Source organism: Mesorhizobium sp. M0800 (genome assembly GCF_040320095.1).
Lineage (GTDB): Bacteria > Pseudomonadota > Alphaproteobacteria > Rhizobiales > Rhizobiaceae > Mesorhizobium.
The window spans coordinates 51111-63250 of record NZ_JAMYOZ010000025.1 but is presented as its reverse complement, the minus strand read 5'-3'; the positions used below and the strand labels follow the sequence as shown (position 1 = coordinate 63250).

Annotated in this window: 14 protein-coding genes; 8 read left to right on the top strand and 6 right to left on the bottom strand. The window is 62.9% G+C overall.

Annotation, left to right across the window (positions count from 1 at the left end; translation table 11 throughout):
- Positions 1 to 273: a DUF4164 domain-containing protein gene (locus tag NKI18_RS24445; protein WP_023678509.1), complete on the bottom strand. Its 273-nt coding sequence runs from the start codon at positions 271 to 273 to the stop codon at positions 1 to 3.
- Between the two features lie 260 nt (positions 274 to 533).
- Between NKI18_RS24445 and tkt the strand changes: the two genes are divergently transcribed.
- The 3 genes from tkt (at position 534) to NKI18_RS24430 (ending at position 5802) form a co-directional block, all read left to right on the top strand.
- Positions 534 to 2525: a transketolase gene (gene tkt / locus NKI18_RS24440; protein ID WP_352619707.1), complete on the top strand. Its 1992-nt coding sequence runs from the start codon at positions 534 to 536 to the stop codon at positions 2523 to 2525.
- A gap of 159 nt (positions 2526 to 2684) precedes the next feature.
- Complete coding sequence (gene gap / locus NKI18_RS24435; protein ID WP_023678507.1) at positions 2685 to 3695, top strand: type I glyceraldehyde-3-phosphate dehydrogenase; 1011 nt, start codon at positions 2685 to 2687, stop codon at positions 3693 to 3695.
- A gap of 217 nt (positions 3696 to 3912) precedes the next feature.
- Positions 3913 to 5802, top strand: coding sequence for a potassium/proton antiporter (locus NKI18_RS24430; protein ID WP_352619708.1), 1890 nt, complete (start codon positions 3913 to 3915; stop codon positions 5800 to 5802).
- A 169-nt stretch (positions 5803 to 5971) separates the two neighbouring features.
- Here NKI18_RS24430 and NKI18_RS24425 read toward each other — a convergent pair whose 3' ends face one another.
- Positions 5972 to 6889 carry a polyprenyl synthetase family protein gene (locus NKI18_RS24425; protein WP_352619709.1) on the bottom strand — a complete coding sequence of 306 codons (918 nt, stop codon included), beginning with the start codon at positions 6887 to 6889 and terminating at the stop codon, positions 5972 to 5974.
- 79 nt (positions 6890 to 6968) lie between these two features.
- Between NKI18_RS24425 and NKI18_RS24420 the strand changes: the two genes are divergently transcribed.
- The 3 genes from NKI18_RS24420 to NKI18_RS24410 all read left to right on the top strand — a co-directional run bounded on the left by NKI18_RS24420 (position 6969) and on the right by NKI18_RS24410 (position 8650).
- Positions 6969 to 7727: a biosynthetic peptidoglycan transglycosylase gene (locus NKI18_RS24420; protein WP_031212144.1), complete on the top strand. Its 759-nt coding sequence runs from the start codon at positions 6969 to 6971 to the stop codon at positions 7725 to 7727.
- A gap of 139 nt (positions 7728 to 7866) precedes the next feature.
- Positions 7867 to 8049: a 50S ribosomal protein L32 gene (rpmF, locus tag NKI18_RS24415; protein ID WP_006203806.1), complete on the top strand. Its 183-nt coding sequence runs from the start codon at positions 7867 to 7869 to the stop codon at positions 8047 to 8049.
- A 199-nt stretch (positions 8050 to 8248) separates the two neighbouring features.
- Positions 8249 to 8650 carry a hypothetical protein gene (locus NKI18_RS24410; RefSeq protein ID WP_352619710.1) on the top strand — a complete coding sequence of 134 codons (402 nt, stop codon included), beginning with the start codon at positions 8249 to 8251 and terminating at the stop codon, positions 8648 to 8650.
- Positions 8651 to 8660: 10 nt separating this feature from the next.
- Here the strand turns inward: NKI18_RS24410 and NKI18_RS24405 are convergent, their stop codons facing one another.
- From NKI18_RS24405 to NKI18_RS24395, 3 genes are all read right to left on the bottom strand, one after another.
- Positions 8661 to 9092 (bottom strand): GlcG/HbpS family heme-binding protein, encoded by a 432-nt coding sequence (locus tag NKI18_RS24405; protein WP_023678502.1) that lies wholly within the window; start codon positions 9090 to 9092, stop codon positions 8661 to 8663.
- 96 nt (positions 9093 to 9188) lie between these two features.
- Complete coding sequence (locus NKI18_RS24400; RefSeq protein ID WP_023678501.1) at positions 9189 to 9419, bottom strand: hypothetical protein; 231 nt, start codon at positions 9417 to 9419, stop codon at positions 9189 to 9191.
- A gap of 75 nt (positions 9420 to 9494) precedes the next feature.
- Positions 9495 to 10019, bottom strand: coding sequence for a winged helix-turn-helix transcriptional regulator (locus NKI18_RS24395; RefSeq protein WP_352451127.1), 525 nt, complete (start codon positions 10017 to 10019; stop codon positions 9495 to 9497).
- 96 nt (positions 10020 to 10115) lie between these two features.
- Between NKI18_RS24395 and NKI18_RS24390 the strand changes: the two genes are divergently transcribed.
- Together NKI18_RS24390 and NKI18_RS24385 are read left to right on the top strand one after the other, a co-directional pair.
- Positions 10116 to 10967 carry an alpha/beta fold hydrolase gene (locus tag NKI18_RS24390; protein ID WP_352619711.1) on the top strand — a complete coding sequence of 284 codons (852 nt, stop codon included), beginning with the start codon at positions 10116 to 10118 and terminating at the stop codon, positions 10965 to 10967.
- Positions 10968 to 11028: 61 nt separating this feature from the next.
- Positions 11029 to 11685: a glutathione S-transferase family protein gene (locus tag NKI18_RS24385; protein ID WP_352619712.1), complete on the top strand. Its 657-nt coding sequence runs from the start codon at positions 11029 to 11031 to the stop codon at positions 11683 to 11685.
- A gap of 143 nt (positions 11686 to 11828) precedes the next feature.
- On the opposite strand, the gene NKI18_RS24380 is transcribed toward NKI18_RS24385, so the two are convergent.
- On the bottom strand, positions 11829 to 12116 hold the full coding sequence (locus tag NKI18_RS24380) for an ArsR/SmtB family transcription factor (RefSeq protein ID WP_023678497.1): 288 nt from the start codon (positions 12114 to 12116) through the stop codon (positions 11829 to 11831).
- Positions 12117 to 12140: the final 24 nt, after the last annotated feature.

Below are 12140 nucleotides of genomic sequence, written 5' to 3'. Positions count from 1 at the left end.
CTACCTGTCCAGTACCGCGCGGATGGTTTCCATGGCTGTCACCAGCCTTCGCGACACTTCTTTGTTGGCATCTTCCAGCCGTTCGGCGCGAGCTTCGGAATTGTCGAGCTCCTGCGCCAGCCGCGAGCGGTCGGCGTTCATCCGCTGCACTTCGGCCTCGGCTTCCGAATAGTCCCGCTCATGCTCGAGCTTGGCCGCGACGGCGTTTTCCAGCCCGTCGATGGCCTTACCCAGCCTGGCAATGACTTCCTTGAGGGTCGTTTCCCCGGTCATGGCTTTCGTCCTGCGCCCTGCCCATCACCGAATCATCCACGTTCAGAACGCGTTATCCCTGAAACATTACGCGTCGTGTGAACCGCACGTCAATAAAGCTGTCGCGACTGTCCCCTGCTAACGCTAATGTAAGTCGCGCATGGCCATCACAAGACCGGCAAAAGCACACCGATTTGTTGACTAAAAGGCCGCGCCTGCTATGTGTCGCGCACCCTTTTCAAGGGCTTTCCCAAGGCCCAAACCCCCATTTTGGAGGAAGCATGACTTCGCGCGAACAACATGACCGGATGGCCAATGCGATCCGTTTTCTCGCCATGGACGCTGTGGAGAAGGCAAACTCCGGCCATCCCGGATTGCCCATGGGCTGCGCCGACATCGCCACGGTGCTGTTCACCCGCTTTCTCAAATACGATCCGAAGAACCCGCATTGGCCGGACCGCGATCGCTTTATCCTGTCGGCCGGCCACGGCTCGATGCTGCTTTACTCGCTGCTCTATCTGACCGGCTACGAAGACATCACCATCGACCAGATCAAGCAGTTCCGCCAATTGGGGTCGAGGACCGCGGGCCACCCGGAATACGGCCATGCCGCCGGCATCGAGACAACGACAGGCCCACTCGGCCAGGGTCTTGCCAATTCGGTCGGCTTCGCACTCGGCGAGCGCATCATGAATGCCGCTTTCGGCAATGATCTCGTCGACCACTACACCTATGTGCTGGCCGGCGACGGCTGCCTGATGGAAGGCGTATCCCAGGAAGCCATCGCGCTTGCCGGACATCTGAAGCTGAACAAGCTGATCGTCTTCTGGGATAACAACAACATCTCGATCGATGGCCCGGTGTCGCTGGCCGACAACACCGACCAGGTCGCCCGCTTCCAGGCGTCCGGCTGGAACGCCAGCCATATCGATGGCCAGGACCCGGAAGCGATCGCCTATGCCATCGAAGCGGCCCGCCACTCCGACAAGCCGACGATGATTGCCTGCAAGACGACGATCGGCTTCGGCGCACCGACCAAGGCCGGCACCAACAAGGCACATGGCTCGCCGCTCGGCACCGAGGAAATCGCCGGCGCCAGAAAATTCTTCGGCTGGGATTCGCCGCCCTTCGAGGTCCCGGCCGACAGCCTCGACGCATGGCGTACCGCCGGGCGGACCAGCGTCAAGGCGCGCACCGACTGGGAGAGCCGCCTTGCCAAGGCTGATGCCCAATTGCGCGCAGAGTTCGAACGCCGCATCAGTGGCACGCTGCCGGCCAACTTCGACGCCGTCATTGGCGATTACAAGAAAAAGCTCGCCGCCGACAAGCCGAAGGTCGCCACCCGTAAGTCGTCGGAAATGGCGCTGGAGGTCATCAACGGCGCCGTGCCCGAAACCATCGGCGGCTCGGCCGATTTGACCGGCTCCAACAACACCAAGACCAGCCAGACCAAGAACATCACCGCCGACGATTACGGCCAGCGCTACGTTCATTACGGCGTTCGCGAGCACGGCATGGCGGCCGCGCTCAACGGGCTGACATTGCATGGCGGCATTATCGCCTATGGCGGCACTTTCATGTGCTTTTCCGATTATGCCCGTCCGGCGATGCGGCTTGCTTCGCTGATGGGCATCCGCTCGATCTTCGTCATGACCCATGATTCCATCGGCCTTGGCGAAGACGGCCCGACCCATCAGCCGGTCGAGCATCTGGCAGCACTTCGCGCCATTCCGAACCACAATGTCTTCCGCCCCGCCGACGCGGTGGAAACCGCGGAATGCTGGCAGTTGGCCATTGAGTCGGAAAAGACGCCTTCGACATTGGCGCTGACCCGGCAGAACCTGCCGACGGTACGCAACGACTTCGTTGCGGAAAACCTCTCCAGCCGCGGCGCCTATGAACTTGCCGCCGCCAGTGGCGAGGCGGCGGTGACGATCTTCGCTTCGGGCTCCGAGGTCGAGATCGCGCTGGCCGCCCGCGAGGCCTTGGAAAAGCACGGCCACGCGACCCGCGTCGTCTCGGTGCCGTGTTTCGAATTGTTCGACAAGCAGAGCGCCGACTATCGCAGCAGGACGATTGGCAATGCGCGGCTCAAGATTGCCATCGAAGCCGGCATCCGTCAGGGCTGGGATCACTTCATCGGCACCGACGGCATCTTTGTCGGCATGACCGGCTTCGGCGCCTCCGGCACCATCGAACAGCTCTACCCGCATTTCGGCATCACAGCCGAGGCAACGGTGAAGGCGGCGGAAGCCCGTCTGCATGGCAAATGAAAGTGAGCCCCGCCCGGCAAAGGCTGGCATAGCGGTTTTGCCGGGCGGTGGGAGCACTAATCGATTTAAATCCACGCCTCGGCGGCTGGATTCTTTGCCCGTCCGCCGTTATGAAGCTGCGGACTTGATCTTCGGCCTCCAACTCCCAGGGAGAGAACAATGACCGTCAGAGTTGCCATCAACGGATTCGGCCGCATCGGCCGCAACATCCTGCGCGCCATCCATGAATCCGGCCGCAAGGATATCGACGTCGTCGCGGTCAACGATCTCGGCCCGGTCGAGACCAACGCGCATCTGCTGCGCTTCGACAGCGTGCATGGCCGCTTTCCGCATGAGGTGACGGTTGACGGCGACCAGATCATCGTCGGCAAGGAAAAATTCAAGGTCACCGCGATCAAGGATCCGACGCAACTGCCCTGGAAGGAGCTTGGCATCGACATCGCGCTCGAATGCACCGGCATCTTCACCGCCCGCGACAAGGCCGTCGCCCATCTGACCGCCGGTGCCAAGCGCGTTCTCGTCTCCGCTCCGGCAGAGGGCGCCGATCTCACCGTCGTCTATGGCATCAATCACGACAAGCTGACCAAGGACCACATCGTCATCTCGAACGCCTCCTGCACCACCAACTGCCTGGCGCCGCTGGCGGCCGTGCTGAATGAGGCGGTCGGCATCGAGAAGGGCATGATGACGACGATCCATTCCTACACCGGCGACCAGCCGACGCTGGACACCATGCACAAGGACCTCTACCGCGCCCGCGCCGCCGCGCTGTCGCAGATTCCGACCTCGACCGGTGCTGCCAAGGCCATCGGCCTGGTACTGCCCGAACTCAAGGGCAAGCTCGACGGCATCTCCATCCGCGTGCCGACCCCGAACGTCTCGCTCGTCGATTTCAAGTTCATCGCCAAGCGGCCGACCACCGTCCAGGAGATCAATGACGCGGTGATCGCCGCCTCGAACGGCAAGCTGAAGGGCATCCTCGCCGTTACCCGTCACCCCAATGTTTCGATCGACTTCAACCATGATCCGCATTCCTCGATCGTGGCGCTCGACCAGACCAAGGTCATGGACGGCAACTTCGTTTCGGTGCTGTCGTGGTACGACAATGAGTGGGGCTTTTCCAACCGCATGGGCGATACCGCCGTCGCCTTCGGCAAGACCATCGCCTGATCGCAGAGCCAGCTTCTCGACCTGGAGACGCCCGGCTCAGTCCGGGCGTTTTTCATTGCAGCACGAACCGCCGACGCACGCTCCGCTGCTCGGGGGTGCCAAAACTTTCGACGATCGGCAGCGTGGGGCAAAAAGCCACGCTGCTGCCTTGCAGCGGCCATGTCTTCGCCCCACTCTCCCGTGATGCCGGAGCATATCGACTAGGGGCGACCAACGAATGGAGCATGGTATCTATCTTGTGACGCTCGTTGGCGCAGCACTTGTCGTTGCCGCCGCGTTTTCAAGCCTGATCGCCTTCCGTTTCGGCGCCCCTCTCCTGCTGCTGTTTCTCTGCATCGGCCTCGCCACCGGAACCGACGGTCTCGGCATCCATTTCGACAATGCCCGAGTTGCTTATTTTGCCGGCTCGTTGGCGCTGGCGGTCATCCTTTTCGATTCCGGCTTCGGCACGCCGCTCAACGCCTTGCGGCAGGCGGCCGGGCCGGCGCTGTCGCTGGCCACATTCGGCGTCCTTTTGACCACCGGGCTCTTCGGCGCCGCCGCCTATTATCTGCTCGACCTGACCTGGCTGGAATCCTTCCTGCTCGGTGCCGCCGTCGCCTCGACCGACGCCGCGGCGGTGTTCTTCCTGCTGCGCGCCGGGGAGATCAATTTGCGCGAGCGCGTGCGGTCCACGCTCGAGGTGGAATCCGGCACAAATGACCCGATCGCCATCTTCCTGACCATCACGCTGGTCGAGGTCATCGCCGCCAATACCCACCCCGAGGCCAAGGTGCTGGTCACCGATCTTGCCGTCGGCTTCCTTGTCAACATGGGGCTCGGCGCGGTCATCGGCATTCTCGGCGGCATGGCCATCGTGCGCCTTGTCGATCGCCTCAATCTCGATCACGGCCTGCTGCCGATCTTCGTGCTGACGCTGTCGCTTATGGTGTTCGCTGCCGCCGGTGCCGTCGGGGGCTCCGGCTTCCTGGCGGTCTATCTCGCAGGCCTGATTGCCGGCAATTCCGATATCCGGGCCGTCACCATCCTCAAGCGCTTCCAGGACGGCATGTCGTGGCTGGCGCAGATCATCATGTTCCTGATCCTCGGCCTGTTCGCGACGCCTTCGCAATTTCCGGCGATCCTGGTGCCGGCAGTGCTGCTCGGCCTGTTCCTGGTATTTGTGGCACGGCCAATCGCCGTCTGGCTCTGCCTGGTGCCGTTCCGTCTGCCACGCCCGGAAGTCGCCTTCGTCTCGTGGGTTGGCCTGCGTGGTGCCGTGTCGATCCTGCTTGCCATCACGCCGCTGCTCGGCGGTCTTGAGAACGGCCGCCTCATCTTCAACACTGCCTTCATCATCGTGCTGGTCTCGCTGATCATCCAGGGATGGACCGTCGGGCCGCTGGCGCGCCGTCTCGGCCTTATCGTGCCGGCCCGCCTGGGACCGCTCGACAAGGTCGAATTGGAACTGCCGGGCTCCGCCCATCATGAGCTTCTCGCCTACCGCGTGGCACCTGGCAGCCCGGTGGCGCGCGGCGAACGCATTCCGCGCTGGGCGCGGCCGTCGCTGGTGCTGCGCGACGGACGCTCGATGCGCTTCCAGGATATGGGCCGGCTGGCGGCCGGCGACCATGTCTACATCTTCGTGCCGGACCGCTATCCGCGCCTGCTCGACAAGCTGTTCGCCAGCCGTGCCGTGGTCGATCCCGAGGACGCGGATTTCTTCGGGGCCTTCGCCGTCGATCCGTCACGCCCCGCCGAGGAACTGGAGACCGCCTACGCGCCGGGCCTGACCGAAGCGGAACGCAAGCTCAGCATTGGCGACCTGGTCACTACGCGGCTCGGCGGCCACGCCGAATACGCCGACCGCGTGCTGCTCGGTCCGATCGAGCTGATCGTCCGCGACGTCGACGACAAGGGCAGGATCACCGGCCTTGGCCTGTCCTTTGAGCCGACCGCGCCGGTGGCGCGCGTTCCGGTGTTCCTCAGCGCCGGCGAAATCCGCGACCGCATCGCCGGCTTCATCCGCAACCGGCGCAAGCCGGCCGAGGCGCAGGCGGTCGAGGCGGCGGCCGAGATGGAACCGGTTCCGCAGCCCGTGGTGGAAAAGACAACTGGCGACGGCTGACCGCTGTCCACCCGAGCCGCGGAACCCTGCCGCGAGGCTGAAGAATGGCTCGGCAACTGGTGTGGCGGGTCCATGTGGTCCGACATCGCCGGAAATGATCCCGATCGGCCGGTTGCGAGGGCGTCCGGCCGATCAGTCGCCAATTCTCCGGCGCGCCATAGGGGCGCGCTTAATTGTTGCGGGCCGCTACGAACTGCGCCGCTTGTTTCAGAAGCGCAGCTTGCTCGCCAAAAGGTTCGAGCAACGCATGAGCCTGGTCAACGAGGCCATGGAGCTGGCCCCGCGCCCAGTCCGGTCCGTGCAGCGCGACCAGCGTCGCCTTGCCGGCCGCGGCATCCTTGCCGGTCGCCTTGCCCATCTGATGCGCGTCGGCGGTCAGGTCGAGCAGATCGTCGGCAAGCTGAAAGGCAAGCCCGATCGCCGAGCCGAACTCGGCCAGCCTTTCGCGGTCGCCCGACGGCGCGCCGGCAAGGATAGCGCCCGCTTCGCAGGCAAAGCGGATCAGCGCACCGGTTTTCATCGCCTGAAGCCGGATGATGCCGGCCTCGTCCGGCCGGCTTTGTTCGGCTTCGAGATCGAACATCTGGCCGCCGACCATGCTTCCCGCCCCGGCGGCGCGGGCCAGTGCCAGCACCAGCGTTGCCCTGCGCTCGGCCGGCAGCATTGTCGCCTCGTCGGCAAGGATGTCGAAGGCAAGTGTCAGCAAGGCGTCGCCCGCAAGAATGGCGGTCGCCTCATCGAAAGCCCTGTGCACGGTCGGCTGGCCGCGGCGCAAATCGTCGTCGTCCATGGCCGGCAGATCGTCATGGATGAGCGAATAGCAGTGCACGCATTCGAGCGCCGCCGCGACACGCAGCGCCGCCTCGCCGTCGGCTGAAAACAGTGCAGCACTTTCCATGACCAGGAAGGGACGCAGTCGTTTGCCGCCGTTCAGCACGCCATGTCGCATTGCCGCCATCAGGCGTTCGGGCCGCGCGACCTCGCCCGAAAGCGTCCGTCCGTCGAGCAACCGCCTCAGCAGCGCCTCGAGCGGAACTGCCCGGGCAATAAGTGCAGCTTCGAACGCCATTTGGTCGTCTTTCGTCATGGCCGGGAGCGGTAGCCGACACTCAGACGTTGCGCAAGAAGCCAAGCGCCATTATGCCGGGGGCAGGGAGTAGCGCGGACTGGGTGGCTTGGCGGAACCGATCGTCGATCACGAAACCGAAGGGTTGGACATGGCGAGACCGAGACGCGGCAGCCGCATCGGTCTTCAACGCTGGGTCCGGCGCGGCATCGCCGTCGCGGTCGTGCTGGCGCTGGTGCCGGTGGTGCTGACCTTCCTGTACCTGCCGACATTCGTGCATCCGGTGTCGACATTGATGCTGAAGGACCTGGCGACGTTTTCTGGCTACGATCGGCGCTGGGTTTCCATCGACGATGTGGCGCCGGTGCTGGCATATTCGGTCATCATGTCGGAGGACGGGCAGTTCTGTTTCCATCGCGGCGTCGATCTGGGCGAGTTGCGCGGCGTCGTCGACGATGCGCTCGCCGGCGAGATGACACGTGGCGCCTCGACCATCACCATGCAGACGGTAAAGAATCTTTATCTATGGTCGCGGCCGTTGGGCTCGGTCCGTAAGGTCGTGGAACTGCCGCTGGCCGTCTATTTCGATGCGGTGCTGTCGAAACGGCGGATCATGGAGATCTACCTCAACATCGCCGAATGGGGACCGGGCATCTACGGCATCGAGGCCGCCGCCCAGCATCATTTCGGCGTCTCGGCAAAGCAGCTGTCGCGCCGGCAGGCAGCGCTGCTTGCCGTCACCTTGCCGAATCCGATCGTGCGCAATCCGGCGAAGCCCGGGCCGGGACTGAGGCGGCTTGCCGCGTTGATCGAACGGCGCGCCGGCCGCGCCGGCGCCTATGTCGGTTGCCTGCGATAGTGTCAAAAAAAAACACGGCGACGCTGGCCAAAACGCCGTCGGACGTGTATAGGCACCCGACTTTCTCAGATTCCGGCCCCTGATGTGGCCCTTTCACGAGGGCCGCCGGGGCGTTTTGACCATGTAGTGGAGCATATCCATGGCCGTTCCGAAACGAAAAACCTCTCCGTCGAAGCGCGGCATGCGCCGTTCTGCCGACGCACTGAAGGCCCCGACCTATGTCGAGGACAAGAACTCCGGCGAGATGCGCCGTCCGCACCATATCGACCTGAAGACCGGCATGTATCGCGGTCGCCAGGTTCTGGAGCCGAAGGAAAGCTGAGAGAGCTTTCGAGGGTTTATGGGTTGCGAAACGACCGGCCATTGGCCGGTCTTTTTGCGTTTGCGACAACTGATCATATCAGCCGGGCCTGACATTGTTGTTTCACGCCGTCTTTGTCCGTGTTTATCGGCCGCACGAAAATTCTTGACGGCGAACGCCGGGCGCACTCTACAAAGATCAGTCCAACCGGAGCCGCCACATGTTCAGTGCCATCCCGCTGCTGATCGTGCCTTTCATCCTCTACAATCTCGGGCTTCTGGGAATATTCGGCAGCGGCGACGATCCGTGGGCCACCGAAATGTTTTCGGTCCGGATGATGTCGGGTGGCGTGTTCTCGATGACCCTCGGCGACCTCATCGTGCTGATCGCACTGATCTTCTTGTTCGTCGAAGTGGTGAAGTCGACGCGCACGACAAATGCCTCGATCATGGACCATCTTTTGTCGACCTTCGTCTTTGTGGCCTATCTGGTCGAGTTCCTGCTGGTGAAGGGCGCCGCCCATTCCGTTTTCTTCACACTGATGGTCATAGCGCTGATCGACGTGCTGGCCGGCTTTTCGGTGTCGATGCGGTCGGCCACCCGCGACATCAATATGAGTTAAGGATCCCGACTCAGCCCGGGTCAGCGGTGAAGCCAGCCGCCTCGACGCCGGCGATGGCTGCCGTTTCATCATTGTCGGACGTGTCGCCGGAAATACCGATGGCGCCGATGATGGTGCCGGCGTTGTCGCGGATCAGCACGCCGCCGACGACCGGCAGGACGCGCCCGCCCGACACGTCGGAGACGCCGGCGATCAGATGCGGGCGCTCCTTGGCGAAAGCTTCCACCCGGCGCGAGCCCATGCCGATAGCGAGCGCGCCATAGGCCTTACCGGCCGACATTTGCGGACGCAGGAACGAGGCGCCGTCCTGACGCTGGAACGCGACCAGATGGGCGCCGGCGTCGAGCACCGAGACGCCAAGCGGCCTGAGCTTGAGCTCGGCACCCTTGGCAAAGGCGGCGGCGATGATTTCAAGGGCTTTGTCGAGCGTCAGTGCGGTCATGGCCGTCTCCTAAACGCGCCAGTTATCAACGGCAGAACAGACTCCGAGTGAACTGTTTCGCGTGCGAAAGGAAGCATGCATTCTGGGAGCGCCGGCCTATTTCTTCTTGGCGCGAGGCTTCTTCACCGGGGCCGGAGGCGCATTGGCCAGGTCTTCCGCTTCCTTGGCGAGGCGCAGCGCCCGCAGCTTGTTGGTCTTGGCTTGGCGAGCGTCGCTCTCGGCGACATATTCCGCCATCGCCTTCTGGCGAACCGTGGCTGCCTCTTCCTGTTTCTTGAAACGCAAATCGGCCCGCGCACGGGCAGTGTCCTTAGAGTTCTCGACCAAGAGCGTTATCCAATCCGTAAATTATCTTCAGTCCCTTGATAGCAGAGCCAGCCCGCAATTGGGAAAATAAGTTGGTCATGGCGCCGGATCGCAGCCGACTCGCTCCGCCTTGCGGGCGACTACCGCATCGTATCCGGCCTGCAAAGTCGCGCGGACGGTGGGTCCAGATGGGGCGGGAGACGCACCCAGATGCTCGTGGCGCAACTCGTTCATGAACTTATCCCACATTGGCGGGCCGCCTTTTTCCAGAAGCTCGGCACGGATAGAGAGCTCTTCGCTGACCGGCAGCCAGACGCGGCCCCAGGCGCCGAGATGCGCCAGGATCGGCACCAGCGTAATCGCCATTTCGGTCAGGCTGTAGATCGCCTTTTGCTTGTGGGAGGGATCGTCCGCCTTGGTCAGCATGCCGAGCTCCATCAGCCGCTTCAGCCGGTCGGCGAGGATGTTGGAGGCGATGCCCTCCATCGAGCCGTTGAGCAGTTCGCGAAAGTGGCGTCTGCCGCCGAAGATGATGTCGCGAAGGATGATCAGGCTCCACCGGTCACCGAACACTTCGAGCGACAGGTTGATGGGGCATCCGGACCGACGATCGATGTTCATGCGAATCTCCAAAAACCGGTTGCAATGTCGTATCGTTTTAATATCGTGCAACTGATTGCAACTTGCAATCGGATTTGCAGCCCAAGGAGGAAAGTCATGAGACACGCCGAACACCCCGAAATCGTATCCCAGACCTTCGGCGATCCGGCCCATCGGGCGGTGTTGTTGATCATGGGCGCGATGGCTTCCATGCTTTGGTGGCCCGAAGCGTTTTGCCGGAAGCTGGCCGGCGAGGGTCGCTTCGTGATCCGCTATGACAATCGCGATACCGGCCGTTCGACCAAATACGCGCCGGGCGAGCCGCCTTATACATTCGACGACATGGTGGACGATGCCGTCCGCGTCCTTGACGACCAGGGAATCCGAAAGGCGCACGTGGTCGGCATGTCGATGGGCGGCATGATCGCGCAGCTCGTTGCGTTGAAATACCCGTCGCGTGTCACTTCGCTGACGGTGATCAGCAGCTCGCCCTTGGGCATCGATACGTCGCATTTGCCCGGAACCACCGAGGCCTATAGGAAACATTCGGCCGAAGGCGCGAAGGTCGATTGGTCTGACCGTGGCCAAGCGGTCGATTTCATGGTCAAAAACGCGCGTGCGCTCGCCGGCACCGCGCATCCGTTCGATGAGGCGCGGACGAGAGCGTTCGTGGAACAGGACTACGACCGGTCCGGCGGCTTTCTCAGCGCGACCAATCACTTCATGCTCAAGGGCGGCGAAGATCGGAGCGGCGAGGACTGGACGGGGCGGCTGCACGAGATGAAGATTCCGCTCCTCGTTATCCACGGCACCGACGATCCGATCTTTCCAGCCGAGCATGGCGCCGCTCTTGCCGACGCGGTCGCCGGTGCAAGACTGGTCCGGATCAAGGGCGGCGGCCACGAGCTGCATCCCGACGATTGGGCCGCGATCATCGATGCGATCGTCGCCCACAGCCGGGCCACGTAGCAGCGGGCCGAACCTTGACACCGGATGCCCGCGAGACGAAGCACCAAAGATAGGAGCAAAAATGTCCCTGACGATGCATCTTCATCCGCTGGCCTCCTTCTGCTGGAAACCGCTGATCGCGCTCTATGAGAACGGCACGCCATTCACATCGGTCGTCGTCGATCTCGGCAACGAACAGTCGCGCGCGGCGTTCCTGAAATTGTGGCCGGCCGGCAAGATGCCGGTGCTGCGCGATGAGGCGCTGGACCGGACCGTGCCGGAATCGACGATCGTCATCGAATATCTCAACGCGTATTATCCCGGACCGGTCGAGCTGATCCCCGGCGATCTCGATCTCGCCCGTCAGACCCGGCTCGCCGACCGCTTCTATGACTTCTACGTCCAGGAACCGATGCAGAAGATCGTTGGCGACCGGCTGCGGCCGGAGGGCAAGACCGATCCGTTCGGCGTCGAGCAGGCCCGCGCCCAGCTGCGCAGCTCCTACGCCATCATTGAACAGGACATGCAGTCGAGGACAAGGGCGGTGGGTGCGAGCTTCACCATGGCCGACTGCGCTGCCGCCCCGGCGCTGTTCTACGCCAACAAGGTCGAGCCGTTCGGAGACGAATATCCTGCGGTCAGGCGCTATCACGACCGGTTGCTGCAACGCCCCTCGATTGCCCGTGTGATCGAGGAAGCGCAGCCGTATTTCAAGCTCTTCCCCTACAACAATGGCTAGAGTGGTTCATCGTTTCACGGAAACGCCGAACCGCTCTATCTCTTTGTTTTTGCGCAATTCCGGACGGAAAACCGTTTCACACTTTTCCTGGAATTGCTCTAGGCCCGATGCTGCATAGTTGCTCGACGCGCTGACGATGCCTCTCAGCTTCCGGGTGAACCGAGCTGCTCCGCATCCCAGAACTGGTCAAGCCAGATGTTGAGCTTCAGGAAGCCGGCATTGCTGACCGTATAGACGCGCCTGGTGCCTTCCGGCTTGGCGTTGACCAACCCCGCATCAAGCAGCACCTTCAGGTGCTGCGAAACGGCCGGGCGGGACACCGGCAAGCCGGATGCCAATTCGTTGACGGTCTTCGGTCCGCGCCGGAGCTCTTCCAAGAGATGGCGCCGGTTGGGATCGGCAATCGCCATGAAGGCGTCGGAAAGCATCATGCCTTATTTGTGGGGCAAAGCGCC

Bases quoted from the DNA above. Each gene is read 5' to 3' on its own strand.
- NKI18_RS24380 (WP_023678497.1), bottom strand. From the start codon at position 12,116: ATGATGCTTTCCGACGCCTTCATGGCGATTGCCGATCCCAACCGGCGC.
- NKI18_RS24395 (WP_352451127.1), bottom strand. From the start codon at position 10,019: ATGAACATCGATCGTCGGTCCGGATGCCCCATCAACCTGTCGCTCGAA.
- NKI18_RS24445 (WP_023678509.1), bottom strand. From the start codon at position 273: ATGACCGGGGAAACGACCCTCAAGGAAGTCATTGCCAGGCTGGGTAAG.
- NKI18_RS24425 (WP_352619709.1), bottom strand. From the start codon at position 6,889: ATGACGAAAGACGACCAAATGGCGTTCGAAGCTGCACTTATTGCCCGG.
- NKI18_RS24430 (WP_352619708.1), top strand. From the start codon at position 3,913: ATGGAGCATGGTATCTATCTTGTGACGCTCGTTGGCGCAGCACTTGTC.
- NKI18_RS24390 (WP_352619711.1), top strand. From the start codon at position 10,116: ATGAGACACGCCGAACACCCCGAAATCGTATCCCAGACCTTCGGCGAT.
- NKI18_RS24405 (WP_023678502.1), bottom strand. From the start codon at position 9,092: ATGACCGCACTGACGCTCGACAAAGCCCTTGAAATCATCGCCGCCGCC.
- NKI18_RS24410 (WP_352619710.1), top strand. From the start codon at position 8,249: ATGTTCAGTGCCATCCCGCTGCTGATCGTGCCTTTCATCCTCTACAAT.
- gap (WP_023678507.1), top strand. From the start codon at position 2,685: ATGACCGTCAGAGTTGCCATCAACGGATTCGGCCGCATCGGCCGCAAC.
- tkt (WP_352619707.1), top strand. From the start codon at position 534: ATGACTTCGCGCGAACAACATGACCGGATGGCCAATGCGATCCGTTTT.
- rpmF (WP_006203806.1), top strand. From the start codon at position 7,867: ATGGCCGTTCCGAAACGAAAAACCTCTCCGTCGAAGCGCGGCATGCGC.
- NKI18_RS24385 (WP_352619712.1), top strand. From the start codon at position 11,029: ATGTCCCTGACGATGCATCTTCATCCGCTGGCCTCCTTCTGCTGGAAA.